13 protein-coding genes are annotated in these 18127 nt (G+C 71.0%); 3 read left to right on the top strand and 10 right to left on the bottom strand.

The window, feature by feature from the left end; genetic code table 11:
* Positions 1–287: 287 nt before the first annotated feature.
* The 4 genes from ABJF88_10635 to ABJF88_10620 form a co-directional block, all read right to left on the bottom strand.
* Positions 288–2402, bottom strand: a complete 2115-nt coding sequence (locus ABJF88_10635; protein MEP0547377.1) for a hypothetical protein — start codon at positions 2400–2402, stop codon at positions 288–290.
* Positions 2399–3091, bottom strand: a complete 693-nt coding sequence (locus ABJF88_10630; protein MEP0547376.1) for a deoxynucleoside kinase — start codon at positions 3089–3091, stop codon at positions 2399–2401. Before ABJF88_10630 ends, ABJF88_10635 begins: the two co-directional genes overlap by 4 nt.
* A gap of 297 nt (positions 3092–3388) precedes the next feature.
* Positions 3389–3985, bottom strand: a complete 597-nt coding sequence (locus ABJF88_10625; protein ID MEP0547375.1) for a hypothetical protein — start codon at positions 3983–3985, stop codon at positions 3389–3391.
* A 64-nt stretch (positions 3986–4049) separates the two neighbouring features.
* Positions 4050–5072 (bottom strand): NAD-dependent epimerase/dehydratase family protein, encoded by a 1023-nt coding sequence (locus ABJF88_10620; GenBank protein MEP0547374.1) that lies wholly within the window; start codon positions 5070–5072, stop codon positions 4050–4052.
* A gap of 201 nt (positions 5073–5273) precedes the next feature.
* Here ABJF88_10620 and pfp point away from each other — a divergent pair, with 201 nt between their 5' ends.
* Positions 5274–6587, top strand: a complete 1314-nt coding sequence (gene pfp, locus ABJF88_10615; protein ID MEP0547373.1) for a diphosphate--fructose-6-phosphate 1-phosphotransferase — start codon at positions 5274–5276, stop codon at positions 6585–6587.
* A gap of 175 nt (positions 6588–6762) precedes the next feature.
* Here pfp and ABJF88_10610 read toward each other — a convergent pair whose 3' ends face one another.
* The 6 genes from ABJF88_10610 to ABJF88_10585 all read right to left on the bottom strand — a co-directional run bounded on the left by ABJF88_10610 (position 6763) and on the right by ABJF88_10585 (position 15450).
* Positions 6763–7890 (bottom strand): ATP-dependent 6-phosphofructokinase, encoded by a 1128-nt coding sequence (locus ABJF88_10610; GenBank protein MEP0547372.1) that lies wholly within the window; start codon positions 7888–7890, stop codon positions 6763–6765.
* 162 nt (positions 7891–8052) lie between these two features.
* Positions 8053–9990, bottom strand: a complete 1938-nt coding sequence (locus ABJF88_10605; protein ID MEP0547371.1) for a hypothetical protein — start codon at positions 9988–9990, stop codon at positions 8053–8055.
* Positions 9987–10550 carry a hypothetical protein gene (locus ABJF88_10600; GenBank protein ID MEP0547370.1) on the bottom strand — a complete coding sequence of 188 codons (564 nt, stop codon included), beginning with the start codon at positions 10548–10550 and terminating at the stop codon, positions 9987–9989. The genes ABJF88_10605 and ABJF88_10600 overlap by 4 nt, the downstream gene beginning before the upstream one ends.
* 45 nt (positions 10551–10595) lie before the next feature.
* Positions 10596–12173: a hypothetical protein gene (locus ABJF88_10595; GenBank protein MEP0547369.1), complete on the bottom strand. Its 1578-nt coding sequence runs from the start codon at positions 12171–12173 to the stop codon at positions 10596–10598.
* Between the two features lie 39 nt (positions 12174–12212).
* Positions 12213–13772: a hypothetical protein gene (locus tag ABJF88_10590; protein ID MEP0547368.1), complete on the bottom strand. Its 1560-nt coding sequence runs from the start codon at positions 13770–13772 to the stop codon at positions 12213–12215.
* Between the two features lie 70 nt (positions 13773–13842).
* Positions 13843–15450, bottom strand: coding sequence for an HD domain-containing protein (locus ABJF88_10585; GenBank protein ID MEP0547367.1), 1608 nt, complete (start codon positions 15448–15450; stop codon positions 13843–13845).
* Positions 15451–15629: 179 nt separating this feature from the next.
* On the opposite strand from ABJF88_10585, the gene ABJF88_10580 reads away from it, so the two are divergent.
* Together ABJF88_10580 and ABJF88_10575 are read left to right on the top strand one after the other, a co-directional pair.
* Complete coding sequence (locus ABJF88_10580; GenBank protein ID MEP0547366.1) at positions 15630–16808, top strand: endonuclease/exonuclease/phosphatase family protein; 1179 nt, start codon at positions 15630–15632, stop codon at positions 16806–16808.
* Positions 16809–17040: 232 nt separating this feature from the next.
* Positions 17041–18102 (top strand): extracellular solute-binding protein, encoded by a 1062-nt coding sequence (locus ABJF88_10575; protein ID MEP0547365.1) that lies wholly within the window; start codon positions 17041–17043, stop codon positions 18100–18102.
* Positions 18103–18127: the final 25 nt, after the last annotated feature.

The following is an 18127-nucleotide window of genomic DNA, read 5'->3' as shown; positions in this document are numbered from 1 at the left end:
ACAGGGCGCTTTAGAGGCTCTAACAAAACCCCATGCCGTCATTGCGAGCGACTGAAAGGAGCGCGGCAATCTCCCGATTCCAGCAGACCGAGGGAGACTAGCTCCGCTGAGCCCTTCGGGGTTGCCGCGTCGCTACGGGACGAGTCCCTGCGCTCCTCGCAATGACAGCGTTGTTGGGTTTTGTTAGGCGTTCTTAGCGTCGTTCGGCCTGTGAGCCCGGTGGTTCACCGCTGAGCGGGCGCACCGCCGGGCGGGCATCGTTCGGCCAACCTCCCGCGTCGCGCCCGCTAGTTCGGCAGCAGCCAGAACACGCCGAAGCGGAGGCGCGGCCCCGGAAGCGGATAAACGGGGACGACGTACGCCCCGGCGTAGGCGCGGGTCGCGAGCGCGTTCTCGTATGCCACGAAGACCGTCGCCCGCCCACCGCCGATGCCGGCTTCGGCGAGCACGTCGAGCGTGCCCGAGGCGTCGACGGGTCGGTCGTCAAGCTCGGCGAGGGCGAAGAGGGCCGTCGGCGCGTGGAAGCGACGGCCTCGGAATGCCGTCCACCCACGCCCACGCAGGGCGAGGTCGAGGTCGAGCGCACCGTCGAACAGGTCGAGCGCGCGGACGCCGAGACGGGCGGTGCCCCACAGCGGCGGGATCACCTCGGCCTCGCGGCGGTGGAGGTCGGAGTCGGCCTCGTTGAGCGCGGTCTGCGCACTCGCCTGCGCTCTGAGGTAGAGGCCGCGCGCGGCGCGGTCCCGCCACCCGAATCGGAGCGTAGCGGTGGCACGGCGGAACGTGCCCGGCGCCGTCACGAAGACCGCCGCCGTGTCGCCCTCGGCCAGCAGCAACCGCGGGTCGGTCCGCTGCACGAGTTCGGCTTCGAATCCGAGGTCGAACGCGCCGAGCACGGCGTCAAATCCGGCGGCGGCGATCCATGTCCGCTCGTCGCCCCCCGTCCCGGCCGCCCGCACGACGTCGCCGAAGCCGACGCGCTCGATCCGCCCGACCGTCGCCCCGCCGTAGCGCGCCGACGCGAACGCCCGCGCCGCGCCGCCCGCCCGCTCGACGCGGAGCCCGAGCGAGGGGAACGACGCCTCCGCCCCCGTGTGCAGCCCCGCTTCGGCGTCGAGGTCGAACCCGGCGACAGCGAGCGAGTCCTGCACGGTGAGGTGGAGCGTCGACTGCGCGGACTCGTCGGTGAACGCGGCGCCGGGGTCAACCTCCTCGACCCAGCCCTCGGCCTGCACCCGCAGCCGGTGCAACCCGATTCGGAGCGGCTGCACGACGCGGAGGCCCGTCCGGTCGCCCCGCGTTTCGAGCGTGTCCGTCGGGCTCGTGGGGTCGATGTACCGGAACGTCTCGGCGGTCCAGAATGCCGTCGCGGTGAGCGGGTCGGCGAGGAGCGGGAGGCGAAGCGTCGCGGCGAGGTCGTTGCGGATCGTCTCGCGCTCGGCGCTCGGGTCGAGGACGGTCGCGAGGTCGGGGTCGAGCGCGGTGTCGAAGTCGCCGCCGGTAGGCGCGGTGCCGCCCGGCGCGCCGACGCGGTCGCGGCCGTGGCGCTCGGTGACTTCGAACGAGAACGCCGGGAGCGCAATGCCGATGCGGCCGAGCGCCTGCCATCCGTTCCCGTCGAAGCCCGCGAAGTCGCGGTCGGACTCGCGCCCGCTGACGTGGAAGAGGGCCTGGAGCCGGGCGCGGTCGCCGCCGAGGCGCCGGACCCAGCCGGGGCGGCGCGTCTGCGCGTGCGTGGCCGAGATGAACTGGAGCCCGTCGCCGCCCGTGCGGTACCGAAGCTCCGTCACCGGCACGGCGGCGGCGTAAGCGCGGAGGTTCATCGCCACCCCCACCGGCGACCCGTAGCGCGGGCCGAGCCGGAGCGGTGCGAGCACGTCGAGCGGGAGGAGCTCGAACGCCGGGCGGCCGGAGAACAGGTCCGTCGCCGGGACGCCGTCGAGCGAGAGCGCCGTGCGGCGCGGGGCGAGGCCGCCGAAAGCGACGCCGTCGGCCCAGCCCGGCACGCCGAGGTCGTAGTGGAACGCGCCCGGCCGCTCGCCGAGGAGCGCCGCCGCGTGGAACACCGGCGCCCGCGCCGGGATGCTGCCCGCGACGAGCCCCGGCTCCGGCCCCGCGAAGCCGACGGGGAGCGGGCTCGGCCGCCGCCGCGCCGTCGTGTCGGCAGGCACGCCCAGCGAATCGACGGGGGCAACGAGCGTGTCAGCCGGCACGACGAGCGAGTCGGCGACGGCCGCCGAGTCTAGCACCTGCGCGCGAGCCGGCGTCGAGAGGGCGAGGAGGGCGAGGAGGGCGAGGAGCGGAAGAGCGGAGGTATGGAAGAGCGGAAGACCCTCGTCCCGACCGCCGCCTCGGTTGTTTCCCGCTTCCGCCCGTCCCCGCTTCCGTTCGTCCCCCTTCATCCCGTCAGCTCGGGAAACAGCCCGTAGAGCCGGCTCTCGACGCGGCTCAGGATCTCGAACCGGTCGGGGTCGGCGTTCACGAAGTCGAGCTCGTCCGTCTCCACGATCAGCTTCGGGCCGAGGTCGTAGCGGCTGACCCAGTCCTCGTAGTGCGTGTTGAGCCGTTCGAGGTAGTCGATGCGGATGTTCGACTCGAAGTCGCGGCCGCGGGACTGGATCTGGCGGACGAGTGTGGGGACGCTCGCGCGGAGGTAGATCAGGAGGTCCGGCGGGCGGAGGTAGCTCGTCATGAGGGCGAAGAGCTCCTGGTAGTTCTCGAAGTCACGCCCGTCCATCAGCCCCATCTCGTAGAGGTTGCGGGCGAAGATCTCGACATCCTCGTAGATCGAGCGGTCCTGCACGATCGAGTGTGGGGCGGCCTCGATGTCGCGCTGGTGGGCGAAGCGGCTGGAGAGGAAGAACACCTGGAGGTTGAAGCTCCAGCGCCGCATGTCGTCGTAGAAATCCGAGAGGTACGGGTTGTCGTCGACGCGCTCGTAGAACGCCTCCCACTTGAAGTAGCTGGAGAGGACGCGTGTGAGCGAGCTCTTGCCCGCGCCGATGTTGCCGGCGATAGCGACGTACTTCTTTTCCGAGAGGACGAGCGGTTCCGGGGCGGCGTCCGCCGGGGGCGTGGAGTCTTCCTGCATCGAGGGGGAGCGGTGGGCGTGGGGGACGCGGGAAGATAGGCGCGGCGCGGGGCCGCGCGGGGGCCGGGGCCGCCCGCCGCCCACGCTGCACTCCTCTTTCACGAACGACCCTGCTATCGTGACCGCCTCACCTCATTTCGTCATCCTGAGCGAAGGCCGCAGGCCGCAGTCGAAGGATCTGTCCGGGCATGGTTTCAGCAGGCTGGCGATGCTTCGCCCGCAGAGATCCTTCGACTCCACTCCGTTCCGCTCAGGATGACAGCATGGGACGGTTGGAGCCCTACTCTCACGGCCGTCCTACTCCTTCACGAATGAGAGCGTCGTGGGCTCGTCGTCGAGGCGGACGGTGAGGAGGCTGTCGCGGAGCACGCCGACGCCGGCGAACTGCCCCGCGTCGTAGAGATCGGGCGTGGCGTCGGCGTCCTCCATCGCCTCTTCGAGGTCGTCCTCCACGAGTTCCTCGGCGAGGCGGTCCTCGTAGGCGCCTTCCTCGACGGGCGTGACGGCGGGGCCGAAGCGGAGCTCGAAGCCCTGGACGGTGTAGACGCCCTCGCTCGTGGCGCGGTCCATCATCTGCGCCTCCTCGTCCTCCTCCGCGTCGCACACGGCGCGGGCGAGCACGTCGAGGTCGTACTCGGCGTCGGCGGTGAGGGTGAGGCGGCCCTCGGAGAGCTGCACCTCGCACTCGTCAACGGCGCCGGCGCGGGCGGGCAGCGGGACGTCATCGACGGCGACGAGCCGGTACGTCCCGGCGACGGCTTCCGTCGAGACGGCGGCTTCGGCGGGAGTCTCTTGGACGGACTCGGGCGGCTCCTGCGTGGACTCGTCCGTGCCGCAGGCGGTGAGCGAGAGGGTCAGGACGAGAGCGAGGGCGAGGCACGAACGGCAGAACATGAGCGGGGAAGTCTGGAGGGTTGGGGGAGCGTTCAAGGTACGACGGCGACGGCAGGGCTCGCCGCTACGCCTCGTCGCGGAGGTAGCCGAGGTGCTCGGGCGTGAACGGGATCGGGGTCACGTCGAAGTCGGCCCAGAAGGCGGAGGCGTCGCACGTGTTGCCCGCGACGAGCATCTCGAACTGCGCCGGGGAGATCGGCAGGAGCCCGACCTCGCCGGCCGTGCTCACGAGCGTCCGGGCGAGCCACATCGGCTGGTGGAGCTTCGGCTTCGGGCGCTTGCCCATCCCGCGCGCGATGCGGTCCACGGTCTCGTCGAACGTGACCTCCTCCTGCCCGGCGACGCAGTACGCCGCGTGCCCATCCGGGAGCGCCATCGTGACGGCCTCGGCGAAGGCGGCGGCGACGGCGGTGACGTGGACCGGCTGGAGCCGGTACTGCCCGTCGCCGAGGATCGGGAGGATGGGGAACGGGCCGACGAGCGTGTCGGCGAGGCGGCTCGCGAACTCGACGCGCTCGGCGCCGGGGTCGCCGAAGATGATCGACGGGCGGAAGATGACGTGGGTGTCGAACCCGGCGGCGCGGACGATCTCCTCGGCCTGCCACTTCGTCCGCTGGTACGCCGAGGGGCCGTCCTCGCGCGCGCCGTTCGCGCTCATGTGGATGAACCGGCTGACCCCGGCGGCTTTCGCCTGCTCGACGACCGTCCGCGTGCCCTTGACGTGGATGCGCTCGAAGGTGACGCCCTTCGGCTTGTTCTCCTCGATGATCCCGACGAGGTGGACGACGGCGTCGCACCCGCGCAGGTCGCCCTCGATCGTGTCGAGGTCCGTGACGTCGCCGTAGACGATCTCGACGGGGGCGGCGGTGGGATTCGCCCCGGCCTCGCCCGCCGCCGCGCCGTGCTCCATCTCCTCCACGACGGAGTCCTTCGACGAGTCGACCTCGACGACGGCGGCCTCGCCCGTTTCGAGCTGGTCGCGCGAGCCCTCGCGGAGGAGGCAGCGGACGCTGTGGCCGCGTTCGAGGAGCGCGCGGAGGACGTGGTGGCCGACGAAGCCGGTGGCGCCGGTGAGGAAGACGTGCATCGGGGAGGGGCGTGGGTGAGCGGAGAGGCGGCCGTTGTACGCGCGAGCGCGCCGGAGGATCACGCTCCGATGCGCCGACCACGCGGGACGCTCCTCGGGTGGCGGGGGCCCCGGCGGCGGTGCGCGGGATTTCCCGGCAACGTGCCGCCTCGCCACCGTTTACGTTGCGTTGGCCTCCCGTCTCGCCCACCCCGCATCGCCATGTCCAAAGCGCCCAAGAAGCTCGCCATCCTCGTCGGCGGCGGCCCCGCCCCCGGCATCAACAGCGTCATCGGCGCGGCCACGATCCGCGCCATCCAGGACGGCGTCGAGGTCGTCGGCGTGCGCGACGGGTTCAAGTGGATCATGCGCGGCGACATCGACCACGTCGAGAACCTGACCGTGGAGGAAGTCAGCCGGATCCACTTCCGCGGCGGCTCCTACATCGGCATCGCCCGCGACAACCCGACGAAGCAGCCCGACCACCTCGAGAACGCCGTCACAAGCCTGCTCCGCCTCAACGTCGACAAGCTCATCACGATCGGCGGCGACGACACGGCCTACAGCGCGATGAAGGTCGAGGAGCGCGCCGCCGGGCGGATCCGCGTCGTCCACGTCCCCAAGACGATTGACAACGACCTCGCGCTCCCGCACGGGACGCCGACGTTCGGGTTCAACACGGCGCGGCACATGGGCGTCGAACTCGTCGAGAACCTCATGGTCGACGCGCGGACGACGAGCCGGTGGTACTTCGTGGTCACGATGGGCCGCTCGGCGGGCCACCTCGCCCTCGGCATCGGGAAGGCCGCCGGCGCCACGATCACACTCATCCCCGAGGAGTTCCCCGAGGACGTGATCCGGCTCGAACACGTCGTCGACATCCTCGTCGGCGCGATCGTCAAGCGGCTCTCGTACGGCCGCACCGACGGCGTGGCGATCCTCGCCGAAGGGCTCCTCGCGCAGCTCGACCCGTCCGACCTCGAAATCCTCGAATCCGTCGAGCGCGACGCCCACGGCAACATCCGGCTCGCCGAGGTCTCGTTCGGCGAGATCGTGAAGTACCGCGTGCAGGAGCGCCTCGCCGAGTTCGGGCTCAAGGCGACGATCATCGCGAAGAACATCGGCTACGAACTCCGCTGCTCCGACCCCATCCCGTTCGACATGGAGTACACCCGCGACCTCGGCTACTCCGCCGCGCAATTCCTCCTCGGCGGGGGCAACGCCGCGATGGTCTCGATGCAGGGCGGCCGCTTCGTCCCGCTCCCGTTCCAGGAGATCCTCGACCCGGCAACGGGCCGCGCGCAGGTCCGCACCGTCGACGTCACCGGCGAGAGCTACCACATCGCGCGGAGCTACATGCTCCGGCTCAGCCGCGAGGACTTCGAGGACCCGCACGAGCTGGCGAAGTTCGCGGCCACGGCGAGCACGTCCGTCGAGGCCTTCCGCGAGGGGTTCGCCTACCTCCTCGACCGGGACATGCTCTACCGCAACGGGGCCGACGCCCCGAAGGCGCTGCCCGCCGAGGCCGTCCCCTGAGCCCGCACAGTCTCCACCTTCGCTCTTGTCATCCTGAGCGAGCGCCGCGAGTCGAAGGACCTCTCCCGGGTGCAGCGCGCTGGTCTAGCACAACGCTGCGCGCTGGCCCTCAGGGTTAGTAATTGGAGAGATCCTTCGCTCCGCGCAGGATGACAGGAAAGCGGGCGGAGCCGCTCTACGAGACGGCGCCGGAGACGGCGTCGCCTTCGAGCGCTACGTCGAGGTCGGGCACGCCGAACGAGGTCCCGACGGCGATCGCCGCCGCCACCATCGGCGAGTCCGGCCGCACCGTCCGCGTCTTGTTGGCGACCTCGATGAAGGGGACGCTGCGGAGGCGGTTCTCGTAGAGCGCCACCATGCGCCCGAACTTCCGGTCCTCGACCATGGCGGCGGCGTAGGAGCCGAAGGCCGTGGCGAGCGTGCGGTCGTACGATGTCGGCGTGCCGCCGCGCTGGACGTGGCCGAGGATCGTCGTGCGGATCTCGCTCTCGACGAGCGGCTGGAGCTGGGAGGCGAGGACGTTGCAGGCGCCGCCGAGGCGGATGGGGTCCGGGCTGTCGGCGATGAGCTGCTGGATGGCGAGTTCGCCGCCCTTCGGCTTCGCGCCCTCGGCCACGACGATGATCGTGAACTTCTGCCCGCCGTGCTGGCGGCGGCGGCAGACGCGCGCCACCTCCTCCACGTCGTACTCGAACTCGGGGATGAGGATGATGTCGGCGCCGGAGGCCACGCCGCTGTAGAGCGCGATCCACCCGGCGTAGCGGCCCATCGTCTCGAGCACGATCACGCGGTGGTGGCTCTGGGCCGTCGAGTGGAGCCGGTCGAGCGCCTCGGTGGCGATCGAGACCGCCGTGTCGAACCCGAACGTCCGGCTCGTCCCGACGAGGTCGTTGTCGATCGTCTTCGGCACGCCGACGATGTTGACGCCCTTCTCCTGGAGCCCGTGCGCGATCGACATCGTCCCGTCCCCGCCGATCGCGACGATCGCGGTGAGCCCGAGGTCCTCGACGTACTGCGCGACGCGGTCCGAGACGTCGGCGCCGCCCTCTTTGTAGAAGCCGAAGGGGTTCGCCTTGTTCGAGGTGCCGAGGATCGTGCCGCCGGCGGTGAGGATGCCGGAGACGTCGGAGAAGTGGAGCCGGCGCGAGCGGCGCTCGATGAGGCCGAGGAAGCCGTCCTCGAAGCCGATCACGTCGGCCTGGCACCGCGTGATGAGGCTCTTGGTGACGGCGCGGATGACGGCGTTGAGGCCGGGGCAGTCGCCGCCGCCGGTGAGGATGCCGACGCGGAGCGGAGGAGCCATGACAGTTCGGAAGAGGTGGTATGGAGGGAGCAGGGAAAGCTACGGACGGGACCCGGCCCGAGGGGACCGACGCCCGCCCGCCGACACGCCGTATCGTCTGCGTCGGCCGCTTCCCGTATCGTTTCGGAAGGATTTCACCGGGCCTCCCCGTTCGGTGCCGCCTCACGCGCCGAGCCGCAGCTCCAGCCGGAGATAGAACCGGAGGTCGAGCGCGGCGCCGACGGGGTGATAGCGCTCCTCCTGGTTGAGCAGGTTGCGGAAGAGCAGACTGAGCCGGAGCCGCCGCTGCCAGAGGTCTTTTTCGAGCGCGGCGTCGAGCAGCCACACCGCCGGAATCTCCGCGTCGTAGAGCCCGTCGTTCCCGCTGCCGAGCGCGGCGTAGGCGGGCCACCGCGCGCCGGAGCGGTGGACGAGCGAGCCGGAGAGCGTGAACCCGGCGTCGGGCGAGACGACGGCCTCCACGCCCGCATGGTGCCGGGGCACGGCCTCCCACGCCCGCTCGAACGCGGCGTCGCCGCCGAGGGGCACGCGGCCGTCGTAAAAGGCCCGCGCCCGCCACCGGCCCCGCGCCGTGCGCACCGCCACCCGACCGCTCGCCACCTGTCCCGACGCATCCGGCTCCACGACGAGCACCCGCGCCTGCGCCCGCACGTCCGGGTCCGGCGCCGCCGGCTGCGTTTCGAGCGCGAGGCCGCGCACGTTCCGCACCCCCACATCGGCTTCGAGCGTGACCGAGGGCGTGAGCGCCGCCGCCGCGTCGACGCGCAGCAGCGCCTCCGTCGTCGTCGTCAGTTCGGCCCGCCGCTCGACGGTCAGCTCGGGATCGAAGGCGGCGTAGCCGCGCGCCTGCCAGAAGGCGAAGCGGCCCGTCTGCTCCGGGAGCCGCTGCGTGAGCGCCGCCGTCGCGCCGAGCGTGAGGCCGGGCCGGAGCGCGTGCCGCGTGCCGAGCACCGCGCTCGCCGCGAGATCGCCGCCCGCCGACGCGAGCGCCGCGTCGAGGCGTTGCTGCTGCCCCGGCGCCGTCCGCGCGAGCGTGCCCGTGAGGGTGCCCAGCGTGAACCCGTCGACCCCGCCGGCATCCACGCGCTCGACCTCACCGCCGAGCGTCGCGGCAAACGTCCGGCCCTGCCAGCGCCCGTCGAGCCCGCCGCGCACGGTCCGCGCCTGCCAGCGAGGGTCGAGGTCGAGCGCCGAGCGGTCCCACTCGTCGAGCCGGTTCTCGGCAACTGACAGCCGGTAACCGAGGGTCGCGCGCGGCGCGACAGGCACGAACCCGTGGAGCCCGGCTTGCCCGTAGAGCCGACGCACCGGCAGTTCGCGGCCGAAGGGTTGGAAGAACCACAGGTCCGTCGCCCCGCCGCCGAGCAGGCCGAGCGCGTGCGTCCCGCCGAGCGCGTCGGCCTCGACGCGGAGCGCCGGGGCGAAGAGCCGGAGCGCCGGATTGTCGCCGCCGATCGCCGCCTGATTGCGCGCTACGGAGGCGAAGTCGGTGGCGTAGAACCGGAGCAGCTTGAACCGCGCCTGCCCCCGCACGTCCGCCCCGCCGACGCTCGCGAGCGCCTCGTAGTCGCCGCCGAACTTGTCCACGTTGCGCGAGGTTCGCTCGGGGATATAGCGGTACGGGCCGGGGTCGCCGACCTCGTTGCCGATCCCGAAACCGCCGCGCGCCGTCACGCCGTGCGGTACGCGGTTCGTGTGGATGTGCAGCACGCCGCCGTGCGCGAACGTTCCCGCCACGACGCGCGGCACCCGCCAGACCTCGACCGAATCGACCTGCGTGATGGCGACAGGCACGAGCGAGAGGTTCTGCTCGCCGAAGATCGCCATGTCGACGCGCTCGCCGTCCACGAGGAGCGTCCACGCCTCGGCACCGAACGGGTCGCCGCCGCCGAAGTCTGCGCGCCACGCGAAGCCATCGATCGTCGCTGTGCGGACGCCGTCGATGAGGCGGTAGAGGTAGGGCAGGCGGTAGAGCCCGGCCGCCTCGATCTCGGCGCGCGTGACGACCTGCCGCGCGGGATCGGGCGGCGCACTCGGCCCGTCCGTCGTGTCGGCGGGGGCGATGGCGAGCAGCAGGGCGAGGAGGAGGGCGGGCGTCATCGGAGGAAGTCCCGGAGCCAGCCCGGCGTCAGCACCGTCCGGCTCACGCCGAGTCGCGCGAAGCCGAGGTCGATCCGCTCGTTGGTGAAGAGGCGGACGGCGCCCGCGCCCGCCTGCACGCGCCAGCCGCGCGCGACGGGCACGCTCAGCCAGACCTCCGGCCCCGCCGCCAACTCGGCCTCGTTGTTGACGGACGCCGCGTCGTCCGCGTCGAACTGCATGCGGAAGAGGCCGGCCTGCACGCCGGGCGCGAGCCGGAGTCCGCCGGGCAGAGGGATCTCGGTGCTCCACGCGCCGAAGAAGTAGAGCGCGAGGTAGTCCGGGATCGCCGCGTCGAACGTCTCGTGCGGCGCCACCACGACGCCGCCCGCCACCCGGCCGAGGTAGAACGGCGTCGCGACGCGGAGCTCGACGCCGAGGCCGGGGTCCCAGAAATCCGTGTACGGCGCCCCGGCGAGCGTGCTCACGCCGCTGGCGCTCAGCGCGAGGGTCTCGAACGGCGCGGGCTGCGCCGCCGCCAGCGGGGCGAGCAGGAAAAGCGGGAGGAGGCGGAGGGGCATCGGCATCGGGGACGTGAGGGGCCGAAGCTACGACGCCTCGGCCCGCTAGAAGCCGAGCCGGACGCCGGCGCTCACCGTGACGTAGTCGAACGAGACCGTATGGGGCTCGACGCGGAACACCGTCACCTCCGGGTCGAAGTCGAGCCCGGCTTCGAACAACGGCACGTCGACGTCGGGCGCGCTGTGGGCGATGATACTCGCGTACGCCGACGTCTCCCGCGCCAGCCCGACGCTCAGCGTCGTCTGATAGAACGGGGTGAACCCGGCCTCCGTCAGGTCATACCCGGCCGGCTCGTACGTGAACCGTCGGTCCGCTCGCCCGATCACGTTCGACACGTCGAAGGCGACCGCCGATTCCGAGCGGAGCAGGCCGCCGCCGACTTCGAGCCCGAACCGGCTCTGGCCCAGCGCGAGCCGCAGCACGTCCACATCGGCGAACACGCGGAAGAACGGCTGGCTGTAGGCGACCTCTTCGAGTTCGGCGTACGGGACGGCGCGGGATCCGACAGGATCGGGCCGCTCCGCCGACGTGATGTAGACGCCCGCGCCGATGTCGAGCCACGCGAGGGGGCGGACGGCGGCGGCGGCTTCCAGCCGAGCGCCCGCGTTCTCGTAGCGCACCTCGCGCTCGGGATCGGCGTCCGGGTCGAAGCCGGAGAAGAAGTCGTACGTCTGCCTGTTCTCGCCGAGCGGTGCGCTCCCCGTCCCCACGCTGAGCCAGCCGAAGCTCCCCCTCCACACCGGCGTCGGCGCGGGCCGGTCCGCCTCCGTCTGCCGGAGGAGCACTGACTCCGCTGGCAACTCGAGCACGGGCTCGTCGCGCGTGAACCACGCCGCCGCCTCCAGCGCCGGGAGCGCCCGCTCGTAGGACCGCGTGCGGGCGTAGACGATAGAGAACACCTTGACCGCCGCCGCCCCGAACGCCGCCGCGAAGATGCGCCGTTCGAGCACGTTGTCCGGGCCGCGCGCGTCGAACCCCATCAGCCACTCGTTCACTGCGATGCCGAGCGGCACGCCCGCCAGCACGACGTACGGCCGCGCGATCCAACCCGGCGCGAATTGGACGCGCTCCACCTCCGACGCGCGCAGCGCGAGGTCCGACCGGCCGCCGTACGTGCGCCAATCGAACGGCGTCCCGCTCTGGTCGATCAGCAGCACCTCGTCGCTCGCGTACGTCGCGTGCCCCCGGTACCGCCCGCCGTCCACGAAGAACGTAGCGGCGCGCGCCGGCCCGGCGTACGGGACGGGCACGTCCGCGCGCACGAAGGACGAGACGAGCTGCCAGTTCGGGTTGTAGAACGCCGTCTCCGCCTGCTCGAACGTCTCGATAAACCGACCCAGCGCTTCAGCCGCCCCGCGCGTCACCGTCAGCGTCGAGTCGCCGCCCGGCCGCGCGATCACCACGCGCACGCGCTCCCCGTCGACGAACGCCCGCGCCGAGGCACCGGCGCCGGCTCCGGGGAAGAGCCCGAAGTACGTCCGCTCCGCCGCGTCGATCTCCGGGCCGACGCGCTCGCTGAACACGTACGGTGAAGTTGCGGGCTGCGCCGAGGCGGCAACGGTGAATGCGAGGGCGAGCAGCGCGAGGAGCGAGCCGCGGCGGGCGTGGGAACGGGCGGGCATAGGAGGACAGAGCGTTGACGATCGGAGTAGGCGGACCAGTTACAGGTGGAGGCGGGTCCCCCACATCACCTCCGTGAACCCCTCGAACCGCACGTCGTGAGCGTCCAGCCGGTACGACGTCGTGCCCGGCAGGCTCATCACCTGGATTTCGATCTCCTCCACGGGGACCGTCTGGGAGAAGGAGCGGTAGGTAAGCCGCACGAAGAACGACGCCCGCCGCGACGTGAACACCTCGGCGGTGCCCTGCCAGAACGTGTTGCTCCAACTTTGCTCTGCCCGGTATGCCACTCGTGGGTTAGTGCCGGGCGCGACCGCCCGCTCTACCACCATCTCGCTCCCTTCTCTTCCCATCCCCGCTGCAATATCCACCCGCACCCCTGCGAACGACGGCAGCGGAAGCACCGCCTCGGCATACCCGCGCAAGGACGCCGGCTGCACGTTGACCACCTCCGCACCGATTTCCGCCACGTCCGTGTCATCCCGCGACAACCACGTCCCGCCGACCCGTACCCACGGCACCGGGCGCAACGACACGTCCACGCCGCCGACGACGCCGAGGTCGTTCCGGAGGTTGGACTGCTCCCGCTCCCCGATGCCTCGGACGAACTCGGTGTAGACCGAGCTTTCGGGACTCGTCGCCACTGTGCCGACGCCCATGAATCCCACGCTGAGCACGCCGTACTGCTGATACCACCGACGGAACGGCGACAGACGTGAGGGGTCGGGCACCGGTTCGTACTCGTACCCCTGTTGCCCTTCGAGCGAGGTGAGGCGAGGCAGGTCGTACGGTTGCCGCCCCGCTCCGAACTGTGCCCGCTCAGCCAGGGCTCCCCGCCGCTCCTCCAACGCTCCGGGCGAGGCCGGGCGGGGCCACAGCTTCCGGGTCAGTTCGTGGCCGAGCACGGCCAGCAGTGGGATGGCGAACACCCCGCGCGACGATCCCAGATCGTTGCTTGTGACAGCGACACTGGCGATCCCCACCAGCGCGCCCGCTCCCCCACCCACCAGCGGCGCGACCTTACCGTAACGCTCGATCCCCCTCGGCCCGAACGCGACCCGCTCGATGTCGGCGCTCCGAACAGCGAGCGCGTTGCGGAGCCGCCAGTCGTACGGAGCCTCCCCCGGCTGGATCAGCACGAGGGAATCCGAGACGGCGAGCACCGCCCCGCTGTAGCGCCGCTCCCCGACATCGAGGTCCACGTCACGGCGCGGCTCGACGTACGGAACGGGCACGTCGGGGCGGACGAGGCGGGAGACGCGTTGCCAGTTCGGGTTGTAGAACGCCGCTTCGGCCTGCTCGAACGTCTCGATGAACCGGCCCAGCGCCTCCGCCGTCCCGCGCGACATCGTCACCCGCATCTCCGGCTCCCCGGCGTCCGCGACGACGACCTCCACGCTGTCGCCCGCGGCGTACGCCCGAGCCGAGGCGCCGGCTCCGGCTCCGGGGAAGAGCCCGAAGTACGTCCGCTCCGCCGCGTCGATCTCCGGGCCGACGCGCTCGCTGAATACGTACGGCGACGTCGCGGGCTGCGCGGCGGCAGCGGTGGATACGCACAGCGCGACGAGGGCGCTGAGGAATAAGCGGGGACGAATCGACATGAGCGGACCGGAGGCTGAACGGGAGCGCGGGAGGATAGGCACCTCGCTCCAGAGTTGCAACTCCGCCCCGTTACGCCTCGCCGTTCTGCAGCGCGCCCGCTTTTACTTCGCCGAGGTAGACGAGCGCGGCGGCGTGCTCGGCGGGGACCTCGCCCCAGAACACGGCCTCTTTGATGGCGCCCGTCGCCGCGCGCTCCGGCCCCTCCAGCGAGCGCACGACCTCGTCGAAGAGGTCGGCGCGGCGGAGGGCTTCGTCCTTCCGCTCCACGAGGTAGGCGTACGCCGCGTCGTGCTCGTTTGGGATCTCGCCCTCGAGGATCGCCTCGCGCGTCCACTCCTTCACGATCCCGACGGCGACGCCCTCCTCCACGCCGAGCACCTCCATGATCTCGTGCCCGTCGACGGGCGGCTGGAAGTGGCGTAGCTGATCCTTCTCCTCGACCTCGACGAACTTCTCTTCCACACGGTCGAAGGCATTGAGGTAGCGGCGGACACGCTGCGGGTTCTTCGAGGTGATGTCCGCGCGGACGAGCAGCATGAGGTCGTCGATGGCGTCGCCGGCGTCGAAGAGGAGGCGGCGGACGGCGGAATCCGTCACCGTGTCGTCGACGAGGGCGACGGGGCGGTGGTGGAGCGCGACGAGCTGCTGGACGTACGCCATGCGCTCGTCGAGCGGGAGCTTGAGGTCGCGGAAGAGGCCGGGCACCTTGCGCGCGCCGCGGTCCTCGTGGCCGTGGAAGGTCCAGCCGGACTCCTTCGTGAACCGCTTCGTCTCGGGCTTAGCGATGTCGTGGAGGAGCGCGGCCCACCGCAGCCACAGTGCCCGCTCGGGCTCCCAGTCCGCCGTCGCCTCGGCCACGTTGTCGAGCACTTCGAGCGTGTGGTAGAAGTTGTCCTTGTGCGACTGCCCGCCGACGGTCTCGACGCCTTCGAGCGCGGTGAGGTCGGGGAAGACGAGGCGGAGGATGCCGGCGGTGTGAAGGATCTTGAACCCGACGGACGGGCGCGGCGACGCGACGATCTTCTGCAGCTCGTCGGTGATCCGTTCCTGGCTCACGATCTCGACGCGGCGCGCTTTCTCCAGCATCGCCCGGAGCGCCTCGGTGTCGACGGTGAAGCCGAGTTGAGCGGCGAAGCGGGCGGCGCGGAGCATCCGCAGCGGGTCGTCCTCGAACGTCTCGCGCGGGTCGCGCGGCGTGCGGAGCTTCTTGCCGACGAGGTCGATCACGCCGCCGAACGGGTCGAGCACGTTCCCGAAGCGCTCGGCGTTGAGGGCGACGGCGAGGGCGTTGATCGTGAAGTCGCGCCGGCTCTGGTCCTCCTCCAGCGTCCCGTCCTCGACGAGCGGCTTGCGCGAGTCCTTCCGGTAGCTCTCCTTCCGCGCGCCGACGAACTCGAGCACGAGCCCCCCCTCCTTCTCCGGCAGACGAATCGCGGCCGTGCCGAAGCGCTCGTAGACGTGGACCGAGCGCCCGCCCATCTCTTCCGCGACCGCCTCGGCCAGCTTGATCCCGCTCCCGGGGCCGATCGAGACGAAGTCGAGGTCGGTTGTCGGGCGGCCGAGGAAGCCGTCGCGGACGGCGCCGCCGACGGCGTAGGCCTCGATCCCGAGGCGGTCGGCGACGGCGCCGACGGTGCGGAGGACGGGTTCGTGGGCGAGCGGGCTCTCGGTGCTCATGCGAATCGGGTCGTGCGAATGGGACTAGCGTCGGTACAAAGCTAAACGACTGTTCACGGGAGAGGGCACCGGCGCGGCCTATCTTCGCGTCTTCGCTCCGTTTTGACGCGTTCTGCAGGGACCCGCGCCCCGGCACGCAAGTTGAAAGGAACTAGGCCGTTCTCACCCCGCCCTTGCTTATGCGCCCCATGTTACTCCTCCTCACGCTCCTCCTCACCCTCGGCTCCGCCGCCGCGCAGGACGTCCCCGCCGTCGGCACGCCCGCCACGTTCGACGTGGCGACGTGGAACATCGAGCGCTTCGACGAGGGTGGCCAGACGCAGATCGACAACGTCCTCGCCGTCCTTCAACAGGCCGAGATCGACCTCTGGGCTCTGCAAGAGGTGAACGATCGGTTCGCCTTCGACGAGATCGTGGAGCGCCTCGGCGACGGCTGGGCCGGCACGTGGACGAACGGGACGGGCTCCCTCGGCTACGGGTTCATCTACCGCACCGACGTGGTCAACCTCCTGCAAGCGACGACCATCCTCAACGACTTCTCGTTCGAGTTCGCCTCGCGGCCCCCGCTCCTGCTCCGCGCCGACATTACGCTGCCGGATACGACCGTCGCGAACGTCCGCTTCATCGACGTCCACGCCAAGTGCTGCGGCGACTCCCAGAGCTACAACCGCCGCGTCGACGCCTCGGCCGCACTGAAGAACTACGTCGACAACTTCCTCGCGATCGACGCCCCGGTGATCGTCCTCGGCGACCTCAACGACGAGCTGCGCAACTCGATCTTTAACGGCGAGACGTCCCCGTATCAGAACTTCCGCGACGACGAGGACGACTACACCTTCGCCACCTACCCGCTCGACCTCGCGAACGTGGCGACATTCTGCTCGAACCAGTCGTGCACGTCGGGCTCGACGCTCGACCACCTCCTCGTCACGCGCCCCCTCGCGACGAGCTTCGTCGCCGGCTCGGCCCGCCGCTACGACGCGCTCCTCGCCGCGATTCCCAACTACGTCAACACGACCTCGGACCACCTCCCGGTCTACGCGCAGTTCGACTTCGCCCCGCTCCCGACGGCGAACGACGACGAGACGGCGCCTCGCGCCTTCGCGCTCGACGCGCCGTTCCCGAACCCGTTCCGCGACGCGACGACGCTGGCGTTCGCCCTCCCCGCCCCGACCGAGATCCGCCTCGAAGTCTTCGACGCGCTCGGCCGTCGGGTGGCGACGGTCGCCGAGGGCACGCGACCGGCCGGCACGCACGAGGTGACGTTCGCCGCGCGCGACCTCCCGCCCGGGCTTTACCTCGTCCGGCTGACGGCGGGGAGCCAGACGGCGACGCGGCGGCTCATCCACGTCCCGTAACCACATCTCCGCGCTTTTCTCCAGGGCCCCGGCGACGCATCGCCGGGGCCCTTTTCTTTTGAGCCGGTTTCTTTTGAGCCGGGCGGACACGTGGGTCCGCCCCTACGGATCTGGCAGGCGAATGCGGCCGAAGGGGTCTGTGCGGCCCCCGGCATTTCACGGTGTTCTCGAACTCGCGCCCGGAGGTGTTGGCTACCTTATTTTGATCCGATCTAAACAAGACCACACCCCGATGCGCCGCTTCCTCGCCCCCTCCCTCACCCTATTTCTCCTCCTCGCCCTCGCCGCGTGCGGCAGCGAGGAGCAGCCCGCTCCCGCTGACGGCGAAACTGCCGCGCCGGGCGAACTCGTCGTTTACGCAGGCCGCAGCCAGGCCCTCGTCGAGCCCATCGTGGACCGCTTCCGCGAGGAGACCGGCATCGACGTGCAGGTCCGCTACGGCCGCGACGCCGAGCTGCTCGCGGCGCTCGAAGAAGAGGGTGACCGGAGCGCGGCCGATCTGTTCTGGGCGAACACGTCCGGCGCACTCGGCGCGGCGAACACCGCGGGGCTCCTCACTCAGTTGCCCGACAGCCTCCTCGGGATGCCCGCTGCCTTCGTCCCGTCGAGCGGGCTCTGGGTGCCGGTGACGACGCGCTTCCGCGTGCTCGCCTACCACCCGCAGCGCGTCGACGCGGCCTCGCTTCCCGCTTCGGTGCTGGACCTCCCCGAATTGGACGCGCTGCGCGGACGGATCGGCTGGACGCCGACCTACTCCAGCTTCCAGGACTTCGTCACGGCGATGGAGATCACGTACGGCACCGACACGACGCGGACGTGGCTCGAAGGGATGAAGGACCTGGAGCCGAAGGCGTACAGCTCGAACACGCCGATGCTCGAAGCCCTCGCCGCCGGCGAGATCGACGTGGCGCTGACGAACCACTACTACGTCCTCCGCGTGCTGCACGGCGGCGAGGAGGGTGAGGAGATGGAAGGCAGCGACGCGCCCGTGGCCATTCACCGCTTCGCGCCCGGCGACGTCGGCAACCTCGCGCTCGTGACCGGCGCCGGCGTCCTCGCGACGGCGACGCACCGCGATAACGCCCTCCTGTTTCTGAACTATCTGCTCTCCGCCGAGACGCAAACGGCGGCGGCCGAGACCGTCTTCGAGTACCCCGTCGTGCGAAGCGCCCGCCTCCCGGCCTACTTCATGCCCTTTGACGAAGCTCTCCAACTCGGCCCTGACCTCGACTTCGAGCGGCTGCGCGACATGGACGGGACGCTCCGGCTCCTGCGCGACGAAGACCTGCTGTGAGCAGGGCCTGCGAATCGGGCCGAGG

The organism is Rhodothermales bacterium (assembly GCA_039944855.1).
Lineage (GTDB): Bacteria > Bacteroidota > Rhodothermia > Rhodothermales > JANQRZ01 > JBBSMX01.
Note: the sequence above shows the minus strand (reverse complement) of the source record. Positions and strands in the feature narration are given on the sequence as shown.

Coding starts and splice junctions, on each gene's coding strand:
- ABJF88_10600 (MEP0547370.1), bottom strand. CDS start 10,550: ATGCCCCTCCGCCTCCTCCCGCTTTTCCTGCTCGCCCCGCTGGCGGCG.
- ABJF88_10610 (MEP0547372.1), bottom strand. CDS start 7,890: ATGGCTCCTCCGCTCCGCGTCGGCATCCTCACCGGCGGCGGCGACTGC.
- ABJF88_10590 (MEP0547368.1), bottom strand. CDS start 13,772: ATGTCGATTCGTCCCCGCTTATTCCTCAGCGCCCTCGTCGCGCTGTGC.
- ABJF88_10605 (MEP0547371.1), bottom strand. CDS start 9,990: ATGACGCCCGCCCTCCTCCTCGCCCTGCTGCTCGCCATCGCCCCCGCC.
- ABJF88_10585 (MEP0547367.1), bottom strand. CDS start 15,450: ATGAGCACCGAGAGCCCGCTCGCCCACGAACCCGTCCTCCGCACCGTC.
- ABJF88_10630 (MEP0547376.1), bottom strand. CDS start 3,091: ATGCAGGAAGACTCCACGCCCCCGGCGGACGCCGCCCCGGAACCGCTC.
- pfp (MEP0547373.1), top strand. CDS start 5,274: ATGTCCAAAGCGCCCAAGAAGCTCGCCATCCTCGTCGGCGGCGGCCCC.
- ABJF88_10595 (MEP0547369.1), bottom strand. CDS start 12,173: ATGCCCGCCCGTTCCCACGCCCGCCGCGGCTCGCTCCTCGCGCTGCTC.
- ABJF88_10575 (MEP0547365.1), top strand. CDS start 17,041: ATGCGCCGCTTCCTCGCCCCCTCCCTCACCCTATTTCTCCTCCTCGCC.
- ABJF88_10625 (MEP0547375.1), bottom strand. CDS start 3,985: ATGTTCTGCCGTTCGTGCCTCGCCCTCGCTCTCGTCCTGACCCTCTCG.
- ABJF88_10635 (MEP0547377.1), bottom strand. CDS start 2,402: ATGAAGGGGGACGAACGGAAGCGGGGACGGGCGGAAGCGGGAAACAAC.
- ABJF88_10620 (MEP0547374.1), bottom strand. CDS start 5,072: ATGCACGTCTTCCTCACCGGCGCCACCGGCTTCGTCGGCCACCACGTC.
- ABJF88_10580 (MEP0547366.1), top strand. CDS start 15,630: ATGCGCCCCATGTTACTCCTCCTCACGCTCCTCCTCACCCTCGGCTCC.